This is a genomic window from Verrucomicrobiia bacterium (assembly GCA_035946615.1).
Lineage (GTDB): Bacteria > Verrucomicrobiota > Verrucomicrobiia > Limisphaerales > UBA8199 > DASYZB01.
The window spans coordinates 1-23,810 of sequence record DASYZB010000128.1; the positions used below are offsets into that span (position 1 = coordinate 1).

General features: G+C 58.0%; 16 protein-coding genes. 9 read left to right on the forward strand and 7 right to left on the reverse strand.

Features of this window, described 5'->3' with window-relative positions:
• From glnA to VG146_18690, 3 genes are all read left to right on the forward strand, one after another.
• The coding region (glnA, locus tag VG146_18680; GenBank protein HEV2394380.1) for a glutamine synthetase at positions 1–217 on the forward strand (217 nt) is incomplete at its 5' end.
• Positions 218–496: 279 nt separating this feature from the next.
• Entirely contained in the window at positions 497–5,116 is a 4,620-nt protein-coding gene (gene gltB, locus VG146_18685) for a glutamate synthase large subunit (protein ID HEV2394381.1), read from the forward strand.
• Positions 5,117–5,165: 49 nt separating this feature from the next.
• A complete protein-coding gene (locus tag VG146_18690) occupies positions 5,166–6,650 on the forward strand; it encodes a glutamate synthase subunit beta (protein HEV2394382.1) in 1,485 nt (494 codons plus the stop codon).
• A 184-nt stretch (positions 6,651–6,834) separates the two neighbouring features.
• Here the strand turns inward: VG146_18690 and VG146_18695 are convergent, their stop codons facing one another.
• A complete protein-coding gene (locus VG146_18695; protein ID HEV2394383.1) occupies positions 6,835–8,337 on the reverse strand; it encodes a DegQ family serine endoprotease in 1,503 nt (500 codons plus the stop codon).
• A gap of 148 nt (positions 8,338–8,485) precedes the next feature.
• Here VG146_18695 and VG146_18700 point away from each other — a divergent pair, with 148 nt between their 5' ends.
• The gene (locus VG146_18700; protein ID HEV2394384.1) at positions 8,486–10,153 is read left to right on the forward strand and encodes an FAD-dependent oxidoreductase; all 1,668 of its coding nucleotides are present in this window, start codon (positions 8,486–8,488) and stop codon (positions 10,151–10,153) included.
• Positions 10,154–10,758: 605 nt separating this feature from the next.
• Here VG146_18700 and VG146_18705 read toward each other — a convergent pair.
• The 3 genes from VG146_18705 to VG146_18715 form a co-directional block, all read right to left on the reverse strand.
• Complete coding sequence (locus VG146_18705; protein HEV2394385.1) at positions 10,759–12,609, reverse strand: hypothetical protein; 1,851 nt, start codon at positions 12,607–12,609, stop codon at positions 10,759–10,761.
• 30 nt (positions 12,610–12,639) lie between these two features.
• Positions 12,640–13,305, reverse strand: coding sequence for a type II secretion system protein (locus tag VG146_18710; GenBank protein HEV2394386.1), 666 nt, complete (start codon positions 13,303–13,305; stop codon positions 12,640–12,642).
• A 99-nt stretch (positions 13,306–13,404) separates the two neighbouring features.
• Positions 13,405–13,554, reverse strand: coding sequence for a hypothetical protein (locus VG146_18715; protein ID HEV2394387.1), 150 nt, complete (start codon positions 13,552–13,554; stop codon positions 13,405–13,407).
• A 30-nt stretch (positions 13,555–13,584) separates the two neighbouring features.
• On the opposite strand from VG146_18715, the gene VG146_18720 reads away from it, so the two are divergent.
• The 3 genes from VG146_18720 (at position 13,585) to VG146_18730 (ending at position 16,488) form a co-directional block, all read left to right on the forward strand.
• Positions 13,585–14,616: a hypothetical protein gene (locus VG146_18720; protein HEV2394388.1), complete on the forward strand. Its 1,032-nt coding sequence runs from the start codon at positions 13,585–13,587 to the stop codon at positions 14,614–14,616.
• Positions 14,613–14,960, forward strand: coding sequence for a transcriptional regulator (locus VG146_18725; GenBank protein ID HEV2394389.1), 348 nt, complete (start codon positions 14,613–14,615; stop codon positions 14,958–14,960). The genes VG146_18720 and VG146_18725 overlap by 4 nt, the downstream gene beginning before the upstream one ends.
• Positions 14,961–15,378: 418 nt before the next feature.
• Positions 15,379–16,488, forward strand: a complete 1,110-nt coding sequence (locus tag VG146_18730; GenBank protein HEV2394390.1) for a hypothetical protein — start codon at positions 15,379–15,381, stop codon at positions 16,486–16,488.
• 28 nt (positions 16,489–16,516) lie between these two features.
• On the opposite strand, the gene VG146_18735 is transcribed toward VG146_18730, so the two are convergent.
• Positions 16,517–17,044: a PRC-barrel domain-containing protein gene (locus VG146_18735; GenBank protein HEV2394391.1), complete on the reverse strand. Its 528-nt coding sequence runs from the start codon at positions 17,042–17,044 to the stop codon at positions 16,517–16,519.
• A 156-nt stretch (positions 17,045–17,200) separates the two neighbouring features.
• Between VG146_18735 and VG146_18740 the strand changes: the two genes are divergently transcribed.
• Both VG146_18740 and VG146_18745 read left to right on the forward strand, forming a co-directional pair.
• Positions 17,201–18,523, forward strand: a complete 1,323-nt coding sequence (locus VG146_18740) for an asparagine synthase-related protein (GenBank protein ID HEV2394392.1) — start codon at positions 17,201–17,203, stop codon at positions 18,521–18,523.
• 129 nt (positions 18,524–18,652) lie between these two features.
• Positions 18,653–19,621 carry a radical SAM protein gene (locus VG146_18745; GenBank protein HEV2394393.1) on the forward strand — a complete coding sequence of 323 codons (969 nt, stop codon included), beginning with the start codon at positions 18,653–18,655 and terminating at the stop codon, positions 19,619–19,621.
• A 1-nt stretch (position 19,622) separates the two neighbouring features.
• Here the strand turns inward: VG146_18745 and VG146_18750 are convergent, their stop codons facing one another.
• Positions 19,623–21,005, reverse strand: a complete 1,383-nt coding sequence (locus VG146_18750) for an Ig-like domain-containing protein (GenBank protein HEV2394394.1) — start codon at positions 21,003–21,005, stop codon at positions 19,623–19,625.
• Complete coding sequence (locus VG146_18755; GenBank protein ID HEV2394395.1) at positions 21,002–23,689, reverse strand: chitobiase/beta-hexosaminidase C-terminal domain-containing protein; 2,688 nt, start codon at positions 23,687–23,689, stop codon at positions 21,002–21,004. The genes VG146_18750 and VG146_18755 overlap by 4 nt, the downstream gene beginning before the upstream one ends.
• Positions 23,690–23,810: the final 121 nt, after the last annotated feature.

Sequence of the window (23,810 nt, forward strand, 5' to 3'; positions counted from 1 at the left end):
CGAACTGCCGCCCGAAGAGTTGAAGAAGGTGCCCAATGTGGCGGGGAGCCTGGGTGAGGCCCTGGATTGCCTCGAGAAAGACCACGAGTTCCTGCTCAAGGGCGACGTGTTCACGTCGGATTTTCTGGACATGTGGATAGCGGCCAAACGCAAGGAGCATGACGCCTTGCGCCTCCGGCCCCATCCATATGAGTTTTTCCTCTACTATGACGTGTAGTAGAGGATGCTCGGGGGTAAAGCGGAACGACGGCGCGGACGAAAGTCCGCGCCGTTTTTCGCCTCTCTGCCTGTGACGGTGGCGAAACCCTGACCCAACTTTCGCCCCCGGTACGGCAAAGCGCGGCGCGCCGGCCCTGCCTCCCAAAAAGGGTTCAAGGCTGCCCAAAATTCCCAAAATGAAGTATTGCATCCGGCAAGCAATTGGGTGAAAACTATTTAAATTTTAGTGTGATTCAGGCGGGGACGTGATTCCCTAAGAAATTCGGGCAAATCAGATATGAACGATGACGGCAGTCGGAGTTGGCGGAGCAAAGCCCCTGGGCGGCAGGGGCTGTATGACCCGCAATTCGAGCATGAGGCCTGCGGTGTAGGATTTGTGGTCAACATCAAGGGCCGCAAGTCCCATGGCATTATTCAACAGGCCCTCAAGGTCCTGCTGAACCTGGACCATCGCGGGGCGTGCGGGTGTGAGGCCAACACCGGGGACGGCGCCGGCATTCTCATCCAACCGCCGCACGAGTTTCTTAAGCTGGTTGCCAAAGAAGGGAAGGTCAAATTGCCTGGAGCAGGCGAGTACGGCGTGGGCATGGTGTTTCTGCCGCCCGATAGCGCGCAGCGCGCCGAGTGCGAGAAGGTCTTTGCCGGGATTATCGCCGAGGAAGGCCAGCGCCTTCTGGGCTGGCGCACGATTCCGACCAATAACAATTCCCTGGGGGCCACCGCTCGAACCTCGGAACCACTCATGCGCCAGGTCTTCATTGACCGTAACTCGAAGGTCTCGGACAACATGGCCTTCGAGCGCAAGCTGTATGTCATCCGCAAACGGGCCGAAAATGCCATCCGCTACTCGGGCAAGGTTGCTGGAGGCGAGTTCTTTTACATTTCGAGCCTTTCCTTCAAAACGCTGGTCTATAAAGGGATGCTCCTGACCACGCAGCTCAGCGAGTATTATCCGGACCTGTCGCACCCGGCGATGGAATCGGCCTTGGCGCTGGTCCATTCGCGTTTCAGCACCAACACCTTCCCAAGTTGGAATCGGGCCCATCCTTACCGGTACATGGCTCACAATGGCGAGATCAATACCTTGCGCGGCAATACCAATTGGATGCACGCGCGCCAGGCCATGTTCGAGTCCGAGTTGTTCGGTGACGACATTAAAAAGGTCCTGCCCATTGTCTGCACTGACGGCAGCGACTCCGCTATGTTCGACAATTGCCTCGAGTTGCTCGTTCTGTCCGGACGCTCGCTGCCCCACGCGATGATGATGATGATCCCGGAGCCTTGGACCAAGCACGAGAGCATGAGCCCGGAGAAGAAGGCCTTTTACGAGTACCACTCCTGCCTCATGGAGCCGTGGGACGGTCCCGCCTCAATCGCCTTCACAGACGGCAAGAAGATCGGGGCGGTGCTGGACCGCAATGGCCTGCGCCCCTCGCGCTATTACGTCACCAAAGATGACCTGGTCATTATGGCCAGCGAAGTGGGCGTGCTGGATGTGCCGCCCGAACGGGTTCTTCAGAAAGGCCGATTACAGCCGGGCCGCATGTTCCTGATCGATACCGAGGAAGGTCGCATCGTTGCCGACGAAGAACTCAAGCACAAGATCGCCACCGAACAGCCCTATCGCGCCTGGCTCGATGAAAACCTGATTCGCCTGGCTGACGTGCCTGACCCCGGGATTCTTCCCGAACCGGATCACGAAAGTGTCACCCAGCGGCAATTGGCCTTTGGCTATACGTTTGAAGACTTGCGCATCCTGATGCTCCCCATGGCCCGCGATGGCAACGAAGCGGTTGGATCAATGGGAACCGATACGCCTCTGGCGGTTCTCTCCAATCAACCCCACCTGCTATTTAATTATTTCAAGCAGCTCTTCGCACAGGTCACCAACCCGCCCATTGATTGCATCCGCGAAGAGATCATCATGTCCACCGAGACCGCCATCGGCTCGGAGTGCAACCTGCTCAAACCGGGGCCCGAACACGCCCGTCTCATCGAGCTCAAATCCCCTATCCTCACCAACGAGGAATTCGCCAAACTCAAACATTTGGACCTGCCCGGTTTCAAATCGATTACGCTGCCCATTCTTTTCAAAGTGGCCGAAGGCCCGGGCGGGCTGGAAAAGGCCATGAACGAGCTGTTCCTGAAGATTAACCAGGCTATCCGGGACGGTTATAATGTCGTGGTCCTTTCCGATCGCGGTGTCAATAAGGAGTGGGCGCCCATCCCGTCCCTGCTGGCCGTCGCTGGCGTGCATCATCATATGATCCGTGAAGGCACCCGCACCCGCGTGGGGCTGGTCCTTGAAACAGGCGAGCCGCGCGAGGTCCATCATTATTCGCTGCTGATCGGATTCGGTTGCGGCGCGATTAATCCGTACCTGGCCTTCGAAACGCTCGACGATATGCTGCGTCAGAAGCTGCTGACCGGGATGGACCACAAAACGGCATGCAAGAATTACCTCAAGGCCGCAGTCAAAGGCGTCGTCAAGGTCATCTCGAAGATGGGTATCTCGACTATCCAAAGCTATTGGGGCGCGCAGATATTCGAAGCCGTTGGGTTGAAAAAAGAATTTGTGGACAAGTATTTCACCTGGACTCCTTCGCGCATCGAGGGCGTGGGCATTGAAGTGATTGCCCAGGAGGTCCTGCTCCGCCACAAGCGCGCCTTCCCCGATCGGTCCGTCAACGGGCATGTTTTGGAAACGGGCGGCCAGTACCAGTGGCGCGAAAGTGGCGAGTACCATCTGTTTAATCCACAGACCATCCATAAGCTTCAGGCCGCCGTCCGCACCGGCAGCTACAAGGTTTTCAAGGACTACTCGGCGCTGGTTAATGAGCAGAGCAAGAACCACTGCACCCTGCGCGGTTTGCTCGACCTCAAGAAGAGCAAGCCCATTCCCATCGAAGAGGTCGAGCCGGTCGAAACGATCATGAAGCGCTTCAAATCCGGCGCGATGAGTTACGGGTCGATCAGCCAGGAAGCCCACGAAACACTGGCTATCGCCATGAACCGGATTGGGGGCAAGAGCAACACCGGCGAAGGCGGCGAGGACGCTGCCCGTTACGTCCCTCTGCCCAATGGCGACTCGAAAAACAGCGCCATTAAACAGGTCGCTTCTGGCCGTTTCGGCGTCACTAGCCTGTACCTGGTCAAAGCAAAAGAACTCCAGATCAAGATGGCCCAGGGCGCCAAACCCGGCGAAGGCGGCCAGTTGCCTGGCCAGAAGGTTTATCCGTGGATTGCCAAAGTGCGCCACTCCACGCCCGGGGTTGGCTTGATTTCCCCACCGCCGCACCATGACATTTACTCCATCGAAGACCTGGCCGAGTTGATTCATGACCTCAAAAACGCCAATCACCACGCCCGCATCAGCGTCAAGTTGGTCGCCGAGGTAGGGGTGGGCACCATCGCCGCTGGAGTCGCCAAGGCGCATGCCGATGTGGTCCTCATTAGCGGCTATGACGGCGGCACCGGCGCCTCACCCCAAACAGGTATCAAACACGCCGGCATACCCTGGGAACTTGGTTTGGCCGAAACTCACCAGACTCTGGTGCTCAATGACCTGCGTTCGCGCATCATTGTCGAAGCCGATGGCCAGTTGAAAACTGGCCGCGACGTCGTTATCGCCGCTCTGCTGGGCGCCGAAGAGTTTGGTTTTGCCACTGCGCCCCTGGTCGCCATGGGTTGCATCCTCATGCGCGTTTGCCACTTGAACACCTGCCCGGTCGGCGTGGCGACTCAGGACCCCGAGTTGCGCAAGAAGTTCGCCGGCCAGCCTGAGCATGTGGTCAATTTCATGCGCATGATTGCCCTCGAGGTCCGCGAATTGATGGCCCAACTCGGCTTCCGCCAAATGAACAAAATGATTGGCCGCGTCGATCGACTCGAGGTCAAGAAAGCCCTCGAACATTGGAAAGCGCAAGGCTTGGACTTTTCGAAAATCCTCTTCCAACCCGAGGTGCCCACCGATGTGGGGCGCTTCTGCCAGGTCCCCCAGGACCACGGTCTGGAAAAAGCCCTCGATAATACCGTCCTGTTGCGCCTGTGCGCCCCCGCCATCGAGCGGCAGGAAAAAGTGGTTGCCGTGCTTCCTATTCGCAACGTCAATCGTGTCGTGGGAACTATCGTTGGCAGCGAAGTCACCCGCCGCTTTGGCGCCGAGGGCTTGCCCGAGGACACCATCGAGATTCATTTTACCGGCAGCGCCGGCCAAAGCTTTGGCGCGTTCATGCCAAAGGGCATGACCTTTTTCCTCGAAGGCGATTCAAACGATTACCTGGGCAAAGGCCTGTCTGGCGGCAAAATTATCGTGTACCCGCCCCAGAGCGCAACCTTCGTGCCGGAAGAGAACATCATCATCGGCAACGTTGCCTTGTATGGGGCGACCGGTGGCGAGGCCTACATTCGCGGCATGGCCGGGGAACGTTTCTGCGTGCGCAACAGCGGTGTGACAGCGGTAGTTGAATCCATCGGCGACCATGGTTGCGAATACATGACCGGTGGCCGAGTCCTGGTGCTGGGCCCGACCGGGCGCAATTTCGCCGCCGGCATGTCGGGTGGAGTGGCTTACGTGCTGGATGAGAAAGGCGATTTCGCCCGCCGGTGCAATCCCCAGATGGTCTCACTCGAAAAACTGGAAGCCCCAGACGAAATCGAGCAGGTCTGGAAGATGATTCAACGGCACCAAACCTATACCCGCAGCGAACGGGCGGCGATGCTGCTGGCCAAATGGCCTCAAGTCATCCCGCAATTCGTCAAAGTCATGCCCAAAGATTACAAACGCGTACTCCAATCCCTGAAGCGCATCGAGGATTCCGGCCTGAGTGGCGAACAGGCCATCATGGCTGCTTTCGAGGAGAACGCCCATGATACCGCGCGCATCGGCGGCGGCTGAGCCCCGATTTCTCTCCCCCTCGAACCCTTGATTTGCTAAGAAACACACGATGGGCAAACCGACCGGATTTATCGAGTATTTGCGCGAACTGCCGCTGGACCGCGCCGCCACCGAACGCATTCGCGATTGGAATGAATTCCACCTCCACATGGAGGAAAGCAAACTTCGCGAACAAGGGGCCCGCTGCATGGATTGCGGCATTCCCTTCTGTCACACGGGCACCTTGCTCAGCGGGATGGCCTCGGGATGCCCGATTCACAACCTGATTCCAGAATGGAATGATTTAGTCTATCGCGGTCTTTGGAAGGAAGCCCTCGAGCGGCTGCACAAGACCAACAATTTCCCCGAGTTCACTGGCCGTGTCTGTCCGGCCCCTTGCGAAGGTTCTTGCGTCCTGGGCATTAACGCGCCCCCCGTCACAATCAAGAATTTGGAGTGCGCTATCATCGATAGGGGCTGGGAGCAGGGTTGGGTTGCCCCTAAAATGCCAAGGGTGCGCACGGGGAAGAACGTGGCCGTCATCGGGTCGGGGCCGGCGGGCCTGTGCGCTGCCATGCAGCTTAATCGGGTCGGCCACGGCGTCACCGTGTTCGAACGCGCCGACCGGGTCGGGGGGTTGCTCACCTACGGGATTCCCAACATGAAGCTGGATAAGGAACAAGTCGTGTTCCGGCGCATCCGGCAAATGGAAGCCGAAGGGGTCAAGTTTGCCCCCAACACGGAAGTTGGCGTTAATTATCCTGCCGAGAATCTGTTGAGGCAATTCGACGCGGTCATCCTCTGCACCGGCGCCACAAAGGCCCGCGACCTGCCTGTCGAGGGGCGCCAGCTCAAGGGCATTCATCTCGCCATGGAATTCCTGACCGGCAATACCCGCAGCCTGCTGGACCGCCACCGCAACGGCAACTTCATCTCGGCTGAAGGCAAAGATGTCATCGTGATTGGCGGAGGCGATACCGGCACCGACTGCGTCGGCACTGCTCTGCGCCAAGGTTGCCGCAGCCTGGTCCAGCTCGAAATCCTGCCGCGCCCGCCCATGGAGCGGGCTGCGGATAATCCCTGGCCCGAATGGCCAAAGGTCTATCGCCTGGATTATGGGCAGGAGGAAGCGGCCGCCAAATTCGGCGCCGACCCGCGTGTCTATCTCACCACGGCCAAGCAGTTCATCGGCGATGAGAATGGCTGGGTCAAGGCCATCCGCACCGTACAAATTGCCTGGGAACGAAACGACAAAGGCCAGTTCGTGCCTAAAGAAGTCCCCGGAACCGAGCAGGATCGCCCCGCGCAACTGGTCCTCCTGGCGATGGGTTTTCTCGGCCCGGAACAGCGGCTGCTGGATGCCCTCAAGATCGAGCGAGACGCTCGGACCAATATTAAAGCCGAATTCGAAAAGTACGCCACCAGCGTCAAAGGCGTCTTCGCTGCGGGAGATTGTCGCCGTGGCCAGAGCCTTGTGGTTTGGGCTTTCAACGAAGGCCGCGGCGCCGCCCGCGAATGCGACCGCTACCTCATGGGCGAAACCAGCCTCCCGTAGTTTAGGCTGGACGGTGTCTTCCTCCCAATCTTGCTCTTGCTCGTACCCATTTCAACCGCATCGAGTAAGAGTAGGAGCAAGAGCAAGGGTAAGAGTTCCTGTTCATCCCTCCCCAATAAAAAGCCCTCCCGCATTCCACCAGGAACGCGGGAGGGCTGCCGTATGAACAGAGGTTCTAATTAAGCTAGCCAGTCTGGCTTTCGTCCACTACCACGTAGTGGCTGCCCCCGTCACTCCAGACCCGCAACAAGGTATGTTTGTCTTTTGCATTTTCGGTCAACTGCACCGCCTGCTCAGCATCCTTTACCGGATGACGATTTATCGATTCGATGACGTCGCCCGTCTTGAGACCCGCTTGAGAGGCTGCCGAATTGGGCTGCACCTGGGTCACAACAGCGCCATGAACCGTCTCGGGGATTTTGAACTGCTGGCGGGCCTGGCTGTTGAGATCGCTCACGCCGACACCCTGCAGAGTGCCGGTGTCGCGGCTGTTGTTCTGGGCAAGCTTTTGGCTGCCGGGCAATTGGCCAACAGTGACGTCGATTGTTTTCGTCGAGCCATTGCGGATGATTTCAACCGGCACTTTGGAGCCAGGTTTAGTCTCGGCTACCGTCAGCTTAAGGTCACGGCCAGTAGGCACTTTCTTGCCGTTGAATTCCAGCACGACGTCGCCGTCTTTGAGGCCGGACTTCTCAGCAGGACCGTTGGGTAGCACGTCTCCCACCAGGGCGCCTGTGTTTTGCTTCAGGTTGAATTCCTTGGCCAGGCTGGGGGTGACATCCTGGATCATTACTCCCAGGTAACCTCGCGTCACATGACCATACTCGACCAGGCTCGTCATCACCGAGCGGGCCAGGTCTGACGGAATGGCAAACCCGATGCCCTGGTTGCCTCCGGAACGGCTCAGGATGGCGGTATTGATGCCGATCAGCCGTCCATCCGCATCTACTAACGCGCCACCGGAGTTGCCCGGATTGATGGCGGCGTCAGTCTGGATAAAGTCTTCGTAGTCCTCAATCCCCATGCCGCCGCGGTCTGTCGCGCTAACAATGCCGTGGGTAACCGTCTGGCCGACGCCAAATGGATTGCCAATCGCCAGCACGATGTCGCCCACCTGCACCTTCTGGCTGTCCGCGAATCGAACGGTGGGCAAATTGTCTGCATCAATTTTGATGACCGCGATATCGCTCTTGGAATCCCGGCCAATGACTTTGGCGGTAAACTCGCGCCCGTCCTGCAGGGTCACCTGCACGTCCTTGGCGCCATCGACGACGTGATTATTGGTCAGGATATAACCGTCTTTGGTCACGATGACCCCTGAACCGAGGCCGTGTTCGAGCGGAGCAGGCATCTGGCGCTGGGGCATCATCGGCCCGCCAAAGAAATGGCGCCAGAACGGATCGTCAAAGCCGGGCCATTGCTGGTCCGGCAGGTTGGCCGCGCACGATGCCGTGACGACGACTTTCACCACGGCTGGCGCCACCTTTTTGACTATCGGCGCGAAGCTTTCATAAGGACCCGCCGAGCGCGGCACAGCAGTTTCATCCATTGGCACATTCAGTGTTTTGCCATTGCCTTCGGTTGCGGGTTTGTGCTCGAAGCCCCAAACCGAACCGGTGAGTAACAGCGCCCCGCCCAATGCCAGAATGGGCAGCGGCTTGCCTATACGCGTAAAAATCCGTTTCATGTTCGCTTTCTCCAATATGTGTTCTGTTCTAGTTTCTCCAACTGAATCAATAGACACCCAGGGCCATGACGGGAGCCTTTCCGGGAGATTACACGTTTGTAAGGGGCGCTGTAACTTTCCGTTGCCATCCGGCTCCATCTCTTTAGAAATGAGCGCAAAGCGAATCGTGATTATTGGTGGAGTGGCCGGCGGCGCCAGCGCGGCGGCCAGGGCCAGGCGGTTGTCTGAAGAGGCGGAGATCATCCTTTTCGAGCGCGGGCCGCATGTCTCGTTTGCCAATTGCGGCCTGCCGTACTATGTCGGGGGAGAAATCACCCATGCGCAGGACCTTTTATTGAGAACGCCGGCTAGTTTGCGGGCCCGATTTAACCTGGATGTGCGCGTCGAGTCGGAGATTGTGCAAATCGATCGGCGGACAAAACAGGTGAAGGCGCGCGAGTTGGCCGCCGGCAGGGAATACCACCAGGCTTATGACTCGCTGATATTGGCGCCCGGGGCCTCGCCGCTCAAGCCGCCCATCCAGGGTATCGAGCGCGCCGGACACTTTGTCGTGCGCAATATCCCGGATGTGGAGAAAATAAGGGCGTGGATTAAAGCCGGCCCGGTGCGCCGGGCGGTGGTTGTTGGGGGCGGGTATATCGGACTGGAAATGGCTGAACAACTCAAACAACGCGGGTTGGCCGTCACGGTAGTCGAGGCGCTGCCGCAGGTTATGGCCTCTCTGGACCCGGAAATGGCGGCGTGGTTGCACGCCGAATTGCGCGCCAACGGTGTCGAACTGGTTCTCCAGGATGCAGTGGCTGCCTTTGAAGCCCCTGGTCCAGCCGAGAAAAGCCTGGCCTCAGTCGTGGTGCTCAAGAGCGGCAAACGGTTTCCTGCCGACCTGGTTGTGCTAGGCTTGGGTGTGCGTCCAGAGACAACCCTGGCGAAACAAGCAGGGTTGGCTCTCGGGCATTCCGGAGGGATTCAAGTGGACCGCCACATGCAAACCAGTGATCCTTCTATTTGGGCCGTTGGAGACGCCGTCGAGGTGCAGGATGCCGTCACCCAAGGGCACAGCCTCATCCCGCTGGCCGGCCCAGCTAACCGCCAAGGCCGAATTGCCGCTGATAATATTTTTGGCCGCGACTCAGTTTATGAATCGACCCTTGGCACCGCCATTGTGCGCTTGTTCAAGCTGACGGCCGCCTGCACGGGGGCCAACGAGAAGAACCTCAAAAAAGCCGGGATACTTTACCATTCAATCCATCTGCATCCAGGTTCGCACGCCGCTTATTATCCAGGCGCCTGGGCCATTGCTTTGAAGGTGCTCTTCGCCCCAAACACAGGGAAATTACTCGGCGCCCAGGCGATTGGCCGGGACGGTGTGGATAAGCGCATCGATGTGCTGGCCACAGCCCTCAAGGCAGGCATGACGGTTCACGATCTGGCCGAGCTTGAATTGGCCTACGCTCCGCCCTATGGTTCGGCCAAGGACCCGGTGAACCTTGCCGGAATGGCAGCACAAAACGTCCTCAACGGAGATGTCCGGCTTGCACAGTGGACCGAGGTGGCCACCCTGGACCCGGCGCAATCCCTCTTGTTGGATGTCCGGGAGGCTGACGAACGCGCCAAAGGTTTCATTCCAGGCTCGATCCATATCCCGCTGGACGAACTGCGCCAGCGCGCAGGTGAGCTGCCGCGCGACCATGAGATCATCGTGCATTGCCAGAGTGGGCAGCGTTCCTATTTTGCCTGCCGGATGTTGATGCAGCGGGGCTTTCGCGCCCGCAATCTCACCGGCTCCTATCGCACGTGGCAAATGGCAACGGCATGACCGCGAACCGCCTAGCAGTTCTCCCATCCTGCAACTGAACCGCATCATTGCGACGAGTAGAGCCGTCAGGCGCCGCCCGCAACCACCAGCATACCGCACCACCGCGCTCGCGCCCTCGCTGGTTCCAATCCAGGAATCATACTTATAAGTTGGAATTGACACACCAACCGGGCTTTCATAGAATGTCTCTCAGCATTAAAGAAGAACAAACAGGAGAAAAACCTATGAGGATACGGACACTCTCCACGGCTGCGCTTTTGTTTGCCGCTTTTGGAGTCGCGCACCTTTCACTGCAACAAACAGCGTGATGGATTATCAGCAGTATTTTGATGTAGGCGATTGGGCCCAACTCTTCTTCAGGGTGCAGGTTTCGCCTTAAACTCTGGACAGGCGTTCATGAAGCCCGTCGAGCAGGGTAAGGAAAGCTGTCCGATTCCAAAGTCTCAACAGGCTGAACAGGTTGAGGGTGAACCCTGGCGCTGGTGCCCCCGGTGTGGTCACGAACTGCATAACGAGAAATGCAAGCTGCGGTGTCCCCGCTGCCATTATTTCATGAGCTGCTCGGATTTCGACTGAAAAGCCCCCCGCAGTTTTAAAACAGGCCCTTAGCGGCTACTGGGCGCGACAAATTGGTGTCCGATCAGCTCACTCGATATGGCCTGGGCCGTTCTCTGCGAGCAGGCATCCAGTTCCTGGCGGAATAGCTTGGCGTCTGACGCTGCCCAGTCTTTCAACTTTTTCGGCGAGCTTCGGTAGCAAATCCGTCGCGAATAGAGATCCTGGCCATCGGAGGTCCGCAGGACCGTTGCTTGGACCTCCACCGCCAAGGATCGAAACCGGCTGTTCTGATGTTTTCCAACCAATTTTGCATTCACTACCTGAATCTCGATCGCGATTTTGCTATTTACAGAGGCCTCCGCCGCGGTTGTTCCGCTCCCGTTTGCTTCGGCTGGAGTTGCGAATGCAAAGCTCAAAGGCTCTTCGCTCCGGTTGACCCGGGTGACCGCCTGCGAGCGCAGGCGCCGCGCGAGTTCATCCGCCAACGCGCCTTCCAGGTGGCCCCGGTCCGCGACGACGCTCAAGGATTTGGCCAGCTTCTGGGTCTTCTCCCGCGAATGCCTGCCAAACGCCCCCAGGGTTTGTTCCCACAGGCCCAGCGGCACAGCCGCAAGGCAGGAAACAAATTGCACCACTGCATTACGGTCGTACTCCAATCCGTCCAGTGCCCACTTCGTATCGCTTGGAAGCCCCAAATTGTCGCCGGCGGAAGTGGGACTCTGAATGGAGAGGTTCTGATCGGCATTGCCGGTGCGAATCTCGATGGAAGTCGCCTTGTCCTGCTGGAGACTAACAAACTGGAATACAGCGGTCCCCACTGAACGCTGTTCCCAGATTCTTTGAAGCCTCATACCGCGCAAGCCGCCATAGCCATTTGAGTTCCAAGGCCCGGTAGCATCCCGCAAAGCCAAATGGCTTCGAGTCCTGCCAAGGCGCATTGGCCGCAAAGAGCCAGGCACACGACTTGCCACAGAACCATCCGTTGGCACGGCTTTGACCCGCAAGTGCTCCTGCCCGGGACCAATCAAGAGCGGCGGTTGAGAATCCGCCCGGAAGATGTCGTCCGTAATGTGGTCGGCAATGGATTGATATCCAGTTTGAGCTACATTCTTCAGTCCCTCATACGAGGCCCAGTCGATGAACAAGGCCGTGCCGCTCTGGTAATGGTAGGTCCGATCGAGCAGAACCGCCCCATCCGTAGCCCTAAGCAGCCGCGCCCGCGCCTGGATGGCAAGGCAGTAATCCTTTTTGCCCTCTTTCACAGTCCTTAGCTGGAGTTGTTCGACTGCAACTTCAAGGATCACGCTCACCGGCGTATGGCCTACAGGCGCTGCAGAGGCTGACTTGCCACAAACTATCAGGCGATGGGTCTTTTGCCGGGCGGTTTCCCCCACCTTCTGGCACAGAGCCTCCGAACCCGCATTGGAATTCATGGCTTGCGCCAAGTCGCGCTGCGCATCCGAAAGCTTATCTGCTGGAAGCCGCTGATGCCCGGCTTGTATTGCCCCATAGGCGGCAGCGAATGGGGCCAGGGCAAATTCGAAGGCCCCAACGGCAGCCTCGATCTGCGGATTGCCAAGGTTAGGGGTATTCATCACTTTGCGCGCGGCATCACCGGCGCCTTCACGGGCGGATTGCAGCCGGCCATTAGGTGGGTCGAAGCTGATCGCCGCCGCACGTGCAACCGGGGTAATCAGGACGAGGCCGGGCTCGACCCCAGCCAGAGAGACTTTATCATCGGCAGTCCCGCTCACTGGTGGCGGCCTATGGCTGGCACACGCCACAAAAAAAGGCAGCACCCCGAGCCAGCAGAGAATATTGAGGTAAACCAAATGGCTCTCTTTCCAATCACCCTCTGAACCGGAGGATGCCTTATCAGGAGCGCGGGTTTCATCCACCCTTGTTTGACCTTTTCAGGTCAATTGTGTTCACGGCACGGAAGGTAATACCAATTCCACGGGCGGGCGGGTGTTTGTCATCGCAAATAGTTCTTTGAGCTGCTCGACGTGCCGGTCCGCAAAAAGCACATTGCCTTTGTACCGGTGCAATTCCCGCGTCCATGTCAGCGTGTAGGTGCCGCCGAGATGAGCGATGCTCCCCGAGGCGGGCGTGACATTGCGGTCCCCAGCCAGAATAGAGTCCGGCTTGCCGCACTGAGGGACCGAGCCGGCGAAGTAGCTTAGGTTTGTATTGCGCAAATCCCTGAAACTGGATGCTGCGGGGCGGTCGTCGGCGGGGCAGCGCAGGATTTTAGGGGTTTGGAGCACCGGTTCAAGAGGCAGAAAGTGGTGATAGGCAAAATAAAACTCGCCGTTGACCATCCGGCCCGCTTGCAGGAATTCGCCTGAGCCGCCGAGGTTGGTCGAAACCTGGACCGGGAACCTATCGTCGTGTTCGAGCGCGAAATCGACTTCTGCGATTCCGAGCTGGTGAAGATTGTTGATGCATTTCAACTGACGAACCTTGGCCTGGCCGCGGTCCAGCCCCGGCATGAGCATGGCGACCAGCATGCCGATGATGACCACCGAGCAGAGCAGCTCGATGAGGGTTGAACCTCGGCGGCAGGGCCTGGTAGAACCTGGTTTGCTGAACATCGCCTGAGAGAGTGGCCTGTTCTCTTACATTGGTCAAGCGTCATACAATGACATACTAGTGGCGGATACGGAAAAGCTGTTCGGCAACCATGCTTGAGTTTAGCAAAGCAGGGCGGTTAAATTACGGACCATGGCAATGACGATTGAGCAGATGGAGAGGGCCACAAATTTATTCGCTCGAACGTAGCCCTGGTATTCGGCCGACTCCTTTTCAGGGTCGGTGGCCAAGAGGGAGATTGGTGTTGACACAAACTAGTTTGTGGTGCAAACTGGTTTGCTATGAATGCCAACTCGGAACCCCTCTCCAACAGTCCCGAAGCCCGCGACCTCGCCGCCCTCCAAACCCAGATGCTCCGTCCTGCCCTCCGCGCCATCCAGGACGGTGGCCTTGAGCTGGGCTGGGCCGTATTCATCCTCCTTTCTGGCCTCGGCCCTTATTTGAACACTCTGCTGATCCAGTCCCGCTGGTTCTCGGTTTGGACCTCCTGGATTGGTTTTCTCCCGCTCCTGGCTGGGGCCTTTGCCGCGTACGCGGTCCCTAAGATGATCAAGAGGTTCATCACCTGGCCGCGGACCGGTTACGTCACCACTCCCAACGAACCGAAGCTGGCCCACCTCGTTTTGCTCATAATCTTCGGCGGGGCACTCGGGTTCGCTATCAGCCTGACCTTCATACTGACATCGCAAATCCATCGCGCGCTCAACCAGAGCGGGGCGGGTGGGGACATCCACAGCATCGTGCTGAACGGCGTCAAACTACTCGTATGCGTCGCAGTGACAATTTACCTCGGCCCGAAAGTCATCTCGAAACCCAAGTCCGTATCGGCCGCTTATGACGCCAAGCTGATTACGGAGGGCCTCAAGCAAACGGCCTCGGGTCGCAGGCAGCTCCGCCTGGTGAAGGGCGCGTTGCTGGGCCTGTTCATTGGTCTGCCGCTGCTGGTATTCGGCGTCGTGTTCGGCCTGATGTATTGGAGCAAGAGGGCCACGCGCCATGCGGAGATCCACTGGTCCCAATTGGGCATGCCATGTTTCCTGGTGGCGACGAATGTGGCCCTTTATTTCATGGGCAGCGGGGTGGTGCTCAAGCCGAACCGATGGAAGTGGTGTGTCGTGCCCGCGATGCTCCTCGTGCCGGTCCTGGTTGCCCCCGCCATTCCCCAGCCAGTTATCCCAGGCTCGATGACCACGATATTCAACCCAGTGCTCCCGGTCATGTTGTGCCTCGGCGGGGTGTGGCTACTGTCCGGCGCCATCACCCTGGCTCTCTTCATGCGGCGCAACCCGGTTCCTTCCGCTGACGCGCCATGAACGAACAACTGCGCGCCATAGCGGACCTGGACCGGGTGATTCACGAGCCGGGGCGGATGATGATCGTCGCGCTGCTGGCGGCGGTCGAAGAGTGCGACTTTCTGTACCTGCTGCGAGAGACCGGGCAAAGCAAGGGCAACCTCTCGAGCCATCTGGCTCGACTCGAGGAGGCCGGCCACGTGGAAATCGAGAAGACTTATCGCGGGAAAGTGCCGCAGACTCTGGTGCGGTTGACTCGCCCGGGCCGGGCCGCGTTCGAAGGGTACCGTAAGCGATTGAATGCGGCTTTGGCCGAGCAATTGAGACTGGCCCCGGCAACGAACAAATCCCCCAAACCGAAGTGAACCTGGCCATCGGTCTGAGCTGGGATGGGATTGTCGGATTGTCTCTTGGGGCCTAATTTGCGGATCCTCTGGTTTGTCCCGGAGGGACATCAGAAAATAGCCCAACGCTTCAGCGTTGGGGAGGGATGTTGCAGCCCCATTAGTCCCGAAGGGATGGCTGAACCTGCCCCGCACATTCCAGCACCTCGATGTTTCCCTCGATTGTAGTAATCCCCTCTATTCCCAACTTCCCTGGGGTCCGGTTATGGCATTCCTTCCCGGCACAATCTGATTGGCTACTTCCATTAATTCGCACGACTGAAATCCTTGTGCGCTCTCATTTTTTTCTTTCAAAGTCACCGCTCTTTGCTATTCTACCCTGTGTGGGCCGCCGGGAGGCCTCTCCTGAGCCACGATCCGTTTCAACCATTAAAAGGATATGAAAACGAAGCTCTTTATCTTTCTATTTGGCCTGTGGGCAGCCACGTGGACCGCCCAGGCCTCCCAAACGGCCCTGCTCCGGCTGTATAACAATTCCCTCCGCATGTATCCGGGCAAATGCGATTGCGGCCTGGGTGGGAAGTTCTATTTGTATTTCTCGAGCTTTTACACCGAGGACATCCGGCAAGCCGACGGTGAGCTTCTGCCAGTCGCCCAGCCCGCCCCGGCCCCCTACGGCAGTTATCTCATCCTCGAGGACGTTTCGATGTCCACCTCGACTACCGTCATCTATCTCGATGTCCCCTCGCTCGATGACGCCAACGGCGATGGTTTGAATGATTTCCTGAACTCCAGCCAGGCCGTATCGACAACGACCCACGGGAAATACCCTGACCCGTGGGGTGCTCGGGGCTACGATGATGTGACCGCCGTCTGGTTCCGGATCGCCGGAGCCACCAGTGGGTCTTGCGATATTACCCTGGATGACCGCATGTTGGGGCCGCTCGGTCCGTTTCACCATACCTTCGAGTTGGTTGAATACACCGGCACGCTCTCCTATAGCCCCGGTTCAAGTTCGGTGGCGGGCTCAGTTTTGCTGGGCCAAACCGGCGGTGCGGCCGCCCAAATGCAGGGCGAGGCCCGGTTGGTTAAGTCAGACGCCGATCCCTTCAACGTGCTGACGCTCCAGGCCGGCAGTTGGAGCGCCGACAGTAACGCATCGCTGGACTTCTCCGCGAGCATTCTGACCAGGAACCCATCGCGTCCTTCGTGGTACACAGGGCAAATCCTCGCCAACAGCGCTGACTACCGGTCCTGGACTCTCACCATCCAGGATGTCAACGACTCGGACCATGATGGCATTCCTGATCTGAGCGATGCCCTTGCCCAACCCCGGCCCCCGCAACTCTCGCTGGTCTGCGCCGGTGCGAACTTGCGCCTGACCATCCGCGGCGACATAGGCCATGACCATATAATCCAACAAGCCGATTCCCCCAACGCCATCACCTGGACGACGCTCCAAACCCTGACCCTGGCCTCCGACCCGCAGGATATTTCGATTCCGCTGCCTGCTTCGGCCCCCAAGTTCTGGCGCGTCCTGGCCCAATAAACCAGCGGTTGGTTTCAGCGGGAAAGCTCTAAGGTTTGGTGGGGCTTTTGCTCGAGCCACTTTGGATGCCACCCGGGGTTTCGCTGCCGCCAACTGCAGACGGAGCGCCGGAATAAAATTCCCGAACCTGGCTCTGGAACCCCGGCGTATTCAGATTCGAATAATCCCTCTCAAGCGTCGGCGCGCCCTTCAATTTTTGCGCATCCATGTTTAGCGCCAGTTCTTTTCCTGAAGCGGAAGAAATCGCATTCCATGGCACCGGCACCAGCTTCTCTCCTATCCCAAGAAAGCCGCCTTTGCCAATCACCGCGCACTGAATCTTCCCGGTTCGCGGATTAACGAGCAAATCCTGCACTTTCCCAACGTCTTTTCCATCCTCCGATTTAACGGTCGCATCCCGCATTTGGCTGAAGCGTATCTCGCTTGTCGAACTCATCGCGTTCTGGCCAGCCGTGCTGGATTGGATTTGGCCGTGTGTGTTCTGGGCCAGGGCCAATGGCGCCGCCAGAGCCGCCGCCAGACCAAGAACGCTCACCTTCATTTTTGCTGTGTTCATAACTTTTCCTTTCACCACATAAGTTCTCGACCTTTGCGGCGAAACTGCAATGGGGACACCACCTGCCAACTGAGCACGAGACACGAATTTTGTGAATTCACGCGACGTTTTGAAAATTTGCGCAATGGGGGCGGAGGGGTTAGTCTAGCTGCATCCATGAAAAACGAATACCTGGAACGGGTGATTGATCTGCTCGACCCGGCAGCTAATCGCATTATCAACATGACCATCGATGAGGCGCGCGAGCGGGTCTTGCGCGAACCGGCTGCCGGCATCGGTGAGATTGAGGGTTCATTTGCTTTATTGGCGCGCGACGGCAAGAAGGTGCGCATGGCGCGCTCGCTGGACCGGCCAATGCGCTATTTTTTGGCCAAGCGCCAGGAAGGCCCCGCGCTGATCGTTGCCGACCGTATCGATGCGATTTATCAACAACTCCAGGCCGATGGTCTGGCTGCCCAGTTTCATCCCAGTTACACCCGGATGGTGCCCGCCCATTATGTTGTCGAGATTCACCTGGTCGGCTGCCCCGACCCCGACCCAACCTACACCCGCTTCTTCACGCCGCGCCGCGATGCCTTGCCAACGGATTTGGACGAGATTGGCCGCCGTTACATCGGCGCCCTCATGGAAGAAATGACCAAGTGGCTGCGGCAAATACCCGAACGCGAACCAATCGGGGTCGCTTTTTCGGGTGGCATTGACAGTGGCTCGATTTTTCTGGCGGCATATCATGCATTGCGCCGCTTAGGGATGAATCCAGGCCGGCTCAAGGCATTCACTTTGGATCTTGGCGGAGGCCCGGATTTGGGACAGGCGCGCGAATTCCTGAGCCGATTGGGGCTGGAGATGTTTTTTGAGCCAATCGAGGCGGACCTGGCGTCAATTGACACCGCTGAGACGTTGCGGGTGCTCGAAGACTACAAGGCGCTGGATGTCGAGTGCGCAACGATGGGATTGGCGCTCTGCCGTGGAATACGCAACCGCTACCCGAATTGGAAATTCCTGCTGGATGGAGATGGGGGAGACGAGAATCTCAAGGACTATCCGATTGAGGAGAACCCCGAGCTGACGATTCGCAGCGTGGTAAACAATTTGATGTTGTATCAGGAAGGCTGGGGGGTTGGGCGGATCAAACACTCGCTAACCTACAGCGGCGGCTTGAGCCGTAGTTACGCGCGCACTTACACACCCGGCAGACGCCACGGGTTCGAGGGCTTTAGCCCTTATACGCGTCCGCAGGTGATAGCCGTGGCCGAGGGCATTCCGTTCGCAGCGCTGACCGCCCTATCGGTGGATAAGCTCTACTCGCTTAAAGGAGACATTGTCGCCAGAGGAATAAAAGCAATCACCGGCTTGGACATGCCGGTTTATACCAAACGCCGGTTCCAGCATGGGGCGATTGCGGCCACGGCGTTGCGCGGCCAATTTTCGGGGCAGGAATCGGAGTACAGGAAGAAATTCTTGGCGATGTACAGTTAAGGATGAGGGATGAGAGCCGAAATCATCATTCCTCATCCTCGTTTCTTGTCCTCGAAAGTCCTGATAAATCCCTGAGTCATTTACCGGAGGACACAAACTCCTCGGCGCCGATTCCTTTTCCAACACGCAATGAATGCAAGCCTGCCGCTTGATTCAGCATGGGTCCTCGGCCAACGGCCAGCAAGGAATGCGCCTATCGACCCCTTCAAGCCACGCGGAGTTTTTCTGGAAGAGGAATGCGCTGACTCGGGACGCGTCCGTTCCTCAGCGGTGATTTTGCTTGCCAATAAGGAGTGCCCCTGGCGCTGTCTGATGTGCGATCTATGGAAACAGTCACTCGACGGACCCACTCCCCCGGGGGCGATCCCAAAGCAAATCGAGCTGGCCTTGGCTCAATTGGGCGCTGCGCCTGAGCAACTCAAGCTCTACAATAGTGGCAGTTTTTTCGACATGGCCGCTATTCCCGTGGCCGATTATCCCGCCATCGCCGAAAAGATTGCAGCCGTTGACCATGTCGTTGTGGAGTCGCATCCGCGCTTAATTGGGGAGAGGTCCTTGAGGTTTCGGGACCTGCTGGACGGCTCGCTCGAAGTGGCGATGGGGCTGGAAACCGTCCACCCCTTGGTCTTGCCTCGGTTAAATAAGCGATTCGACCTGGAACAATTCGCGCGCGCGGCGAGGTTCCTGGTCAAAGAAGGGATTTCGGCGCGCGCTTTTGTCCTGGTCAAGCCTCCGTTCCTTCCAGAAGAGGAGGCAGTAGAATGGGCGTTGAAAACCGCTGAATTCGCTTTTGATTGTGGCGTGAAGGTGGTCACGCTCATACCGACACGCGCTGGAAATGGGGCTATGGACGCCCTGATGCAAGACGGCGAATTCAGTCCACCGCGTCTGGCCACGCTCGAACAGGCGCTGGAACAGGTCCTGAAGCGCGCACAGGTCAGGGTTTTCGCCGATACATGGGACCTCGACCAGTTCTCGATCTGCCCGGTCTGCCTGCCGGAACGGCGCCAGCGCATCCATCAAATGAATCTGACCCAACGAATCCTACCCGCTGTGCAATGCGAGCATTGCAGTCCTGCATCCATCCTTCACCCGTAGCTCACGGCCCCGCCCGGTAAAAAATGGCGGGGGGCCCGTTTGTCTGAGGATTCACAGTAAATGGGCTAACGGCGCCTGGAACGAGCGTGTAGGTCCCATTCACGGTGCCTGACGAGTAAAGGTTGCCCGTGTAAGTCAGCGTGAGGGTGCCATCGGCGTTCTTGAGGAAACTTAAAGTGGGATTTACCACGGCGGGAAAGGTATCGCCCCAATTGCGATAGATGACCCAGGCCTCGTAAGGCAGCCCGGTTGCGTTATTAATCCCATTCCCGTTTCCAACTCCCGTGTGCGAGCAGGTGCCCAAGCCGACGTAACAAACCGACGGCCACGGCCCTGCGGCTGTGCCGGCGCTGGTCAGGAATCCTGCGTGAGCCGAATCGGTTAAGTCCACGTCCTCCCGCAGGTTCCAATTGGTGCCGTCACCGGAACTGTAGCCCATCATATGATCGCTGCTGCCATCGCTGCTTCGGACGCGGGCGATGCGAATCCAGGCATTTGGATAGGGCACAGGGCTAGTGTTGCCCGCTCCGGTTCCACCCCAGGTATAAGTTTCGCCGGGCCCGCTATTGCCCGTCTCGCGTATCGTCGGGTCGCCCGGGGCGAGGCGGCAGTTGAACTCGTAGGTATTGGCGCCGCCGCCGCTACCATCCAGAGCCGTAGTTGGCCCACCGTAATCGACCTTGCAGAAATAATGTCGCGCCAGTTCCCACCCGCCGCCATTGGTTGTTACCGGGCCTTCGCGCACCTCGATGGCGCCCGCAGACCAGTTGTCTATGCCTTGCACACTGAGAACGCGGACTTTCACATCAAAACTGTTGGTCTTGGGTTCCCAAAGGAAGTTAAATCCGTCGGCATTATTCCAGTAATCATTGCCGCCGCAATGGACATCAAAAGAGCCAGGACCCCAGTGTGTGACTGTTCCGGCCACTAGCGGGTCCGGCCCTCCAGGAACACCGCCAGGCGAACCGATATCGGTGTCTGTAAGCTGAATCAGGGTCCCTGCGATTGTCGTCAACGCCATCGCATTTCCAGAGAGGTCCTTTACGCCCGAAACGGTGACTGTAAAGGCGCCGTTGACAGCGGAGGCGGCTCTCAAGGAAACGAGGTTCTTTTCATTGGTCAACTCGTTGGCGACATTGGTTCGAATGATGACGGACGACACCGCTACGCCGTTGACCTTGTAATTGGCCGGATTTGAGGCGCTGACGGCATCGAGGTCCTTGTTGAAGGTCAGACCAACCTGGGTCGAGCCGGGGAAAGCGCCGACCGCTAAAACCACGGGCGGGTTTGTATCGGCAATGACAGTGAGAGTGGCGATGCCGCTGTTGGTGTTGAAACCGACTGTGGCCAGAAGAGCCCTGAATTGCGAGCCGTTATCGCTCAATCCGAGGGGAGGAGTGCTAAAAGAGCTGCCGGTTGCATTGGGGATATTCGTGAACACACTCGAGCCGGGGGCGGCCGATTGCCATTGGTACTCGAGGGGCGGGGGGGGCCGCCTGCGCCGCCGCCATAATACGCGGCGGCGGCATTCACGCTGAAGGTGGCGCTGCCCCCTTGGGACGCGGATGTGTTCTGAGGAGAAGCGGCAATGGTAACGTAGGCGTTATCGAATGAGAAACTGGCAATCTGCTGTCCTGTCAATTGGGGTGGAGAGCCGTTGACCGGGTCAGGCGCGCCGGCAAATTTGAATGTAGCAGCCAGATTGTCCCCACCGGTGCCCTGGTGATGGACCGCTTCGATATAATACATGGTTCCAGCGGTCAGGTGGATGGTGTTGCCGCCCGGCCAGGTTGTTCCGGTGAATTGGTCCGAGCGCTTGGAGGCCACCACGCTGCCACCGCCTGAACTGAGCCATTCCCGCGCATTTGACCAGGCAGTCTCCGCAGCGATTAAATGTTTGTTGGCCGCCGAACTGTCCGTGCTTAGAAATAAATCCGAGTCGTCATCCGAGCAGACAAAAAACACATAGTTCGTCGTTTGCGCAGGGATAAAAAACCCGCTCACGCGCTCGGCATAGTTGTCACCCTGCCCGGAGGGCGTTTCGAGCGCGGCCACGTAATTGGTAAAGGTGGGCGGAGAAGAAAAGGCCGGGTTTTCGAGATCGGCGCGGGTGGCGCCCGAGTAGAAATCCTGTTCGAAGAAGCCCGGGGCGATAGTCAATGAGGCGCTGTTGAGGAAAGTGGCGGCAACGACGGTGCTGGGGACAAAGCCGGTTTTGAATGCCTGCACCTTCACTACCGTGGTATTTGTAATGGTGAAGGGGCCTGAATACAAAGTGGAATTAGTCGAGGGAGTGGAGTTGTCGAGCGTATAATAAATCGCAGCGCCCGAGGTGGAGTCTGCCAGCGATACAGCGACGGAGTTGGTAAAAACGCCACCGTCAGGTGTGATGGTCGGCACGGCCAGGAAGTTTCCCAGGCCAAAAACCGAGAGGGAATATTGCGCGCCGGCATAAACCTTGCCATTAGCCACAATGGGGAGAGTGAATTTGACCGCCTTGCCCATGGTATCGCGCGTGGGATTCTGAGAGCTATTATAGAGTTCCTGGCTCAGATTGTAAGCATTATAGGCATGCAACACGGCGGGGTTGCCAGGATACCCATCGCTTTGTATGACCCAGGCTATTGCCGTATTGGTGCCATTGGCGGAAAGGACCGGCGTGGCTCCCGGATAACCAAAAGAGGCGCCGGACTGGGAAACCGGCGAAGTGCTCATGAGGGCGTTGCTGATTGAAAAGCATTTCAATACATCACCGCTGCCTTGATAATAAATACGGTTATTAAAATAGGCCCCGGAACTCCAGGTGCCACCCACTGCCCCGCCCAACTCCTGAACGATTTGAGAATTATTGGCCGAATTGAATTTGCCCATATTATCACGGTCCAGGAGGTAAATGGTTCCTTCTTTGCCGCAACCCGCTATCAGATGCGGATGGGCGGTACTTCCGACGGAGTCCGGCAGTAAAAAGGGGCCGCCTGAGCCAAGATCGGTGTCGTTGGCGGCAAGCGTGGCTTGATTATAGGGCGTGAAATAATCGGCAACAGCCAATCCAGCCGAGCTGGAGAGCTTGACGAAACTGTCGCCATATTCGGTGCCGCCTGGGGTGTTTGCATTAAAGCTGCCGTTGCCTACCTCGAAATAGAGATTCCCCGAGGAATCGAATGAAGGGCCGTTGCCGCTCATCCAAAGACCACCTTCGCCGGCATTCTGTCCGAAAGCGGCTATTGTCGCGTTCGGGGTGGTATTGAACACAAAACCAGCCAGTTGTTGCAGATTCGCCGCATTGAACCCGACGACCCAGCCGTGATACGGGTCGGTATCCGCATAACCCGAGTAGCAGACGTATAAGACGCCTCCTTGGAGCGAGAGGGCTGGGCGTTGCAATGAAATTGGGTTGATAGTCACAACCCCTCCAACGCTATCGATACCTGTGCCGGTCACCGAGCCGGTCACCGTGACCGGACTGAACGCCCGTTCGGCGCCATTGGTAAGGGCGAGGGCATGGATGCTGTGATGATAGGCGCCCGGACCATCGTGAGTGAACGAATCGACGTAGATCGTGCCGGAGACCAGGTCGATTACGGGCGTGCCGGTAATGCCCACCTCCGGATCGATGTCATGATAGGGGCCGTAACGGTTGCCAAAATCATTGTTCGGTGTCGCCGCCGAAGGGCCCAGGTTGACCTGCCAAAGCACGCCGCCAGTTGGCCCGGCATTGCTGTCGGCATCCAACGCATAAACGCTATTATGCTCCGTGGCGACGAAAGCGACGTTGTGCGCGCCTTGGCCCGGGATTACCAGGCCAGAAATATAGAGGGGCTGGGCGAACAAATAGCCATCGACCGTGTAGCTGAACAACTGGCCGAACGTGTTCACATTCACACTGGCCGGTGTGAGCACGTTTTCGTTCGTATTCTGCCCCGTTCGGGCGAAGTCCTCATGATACGTCAGGACATTGACCTGGGCGACGGCAGGGAGCAGCTCCAACAGGAATAACGCAAGGAAAATAAGGTGACGGGCTGACGGAAACGCAAATAGAGGGCGGCCGGGCAGATAAGTGACTTGCATAATAAGAGTAAAATAATCTTTCCCGCCCTATTGACAAGGGACAAAACAGCAGCGAGAGGGGATTTGCAATGGGTTGATTACCCCATTCCTGAGGGCCGAAGACTGGCCGATAATGACCCCA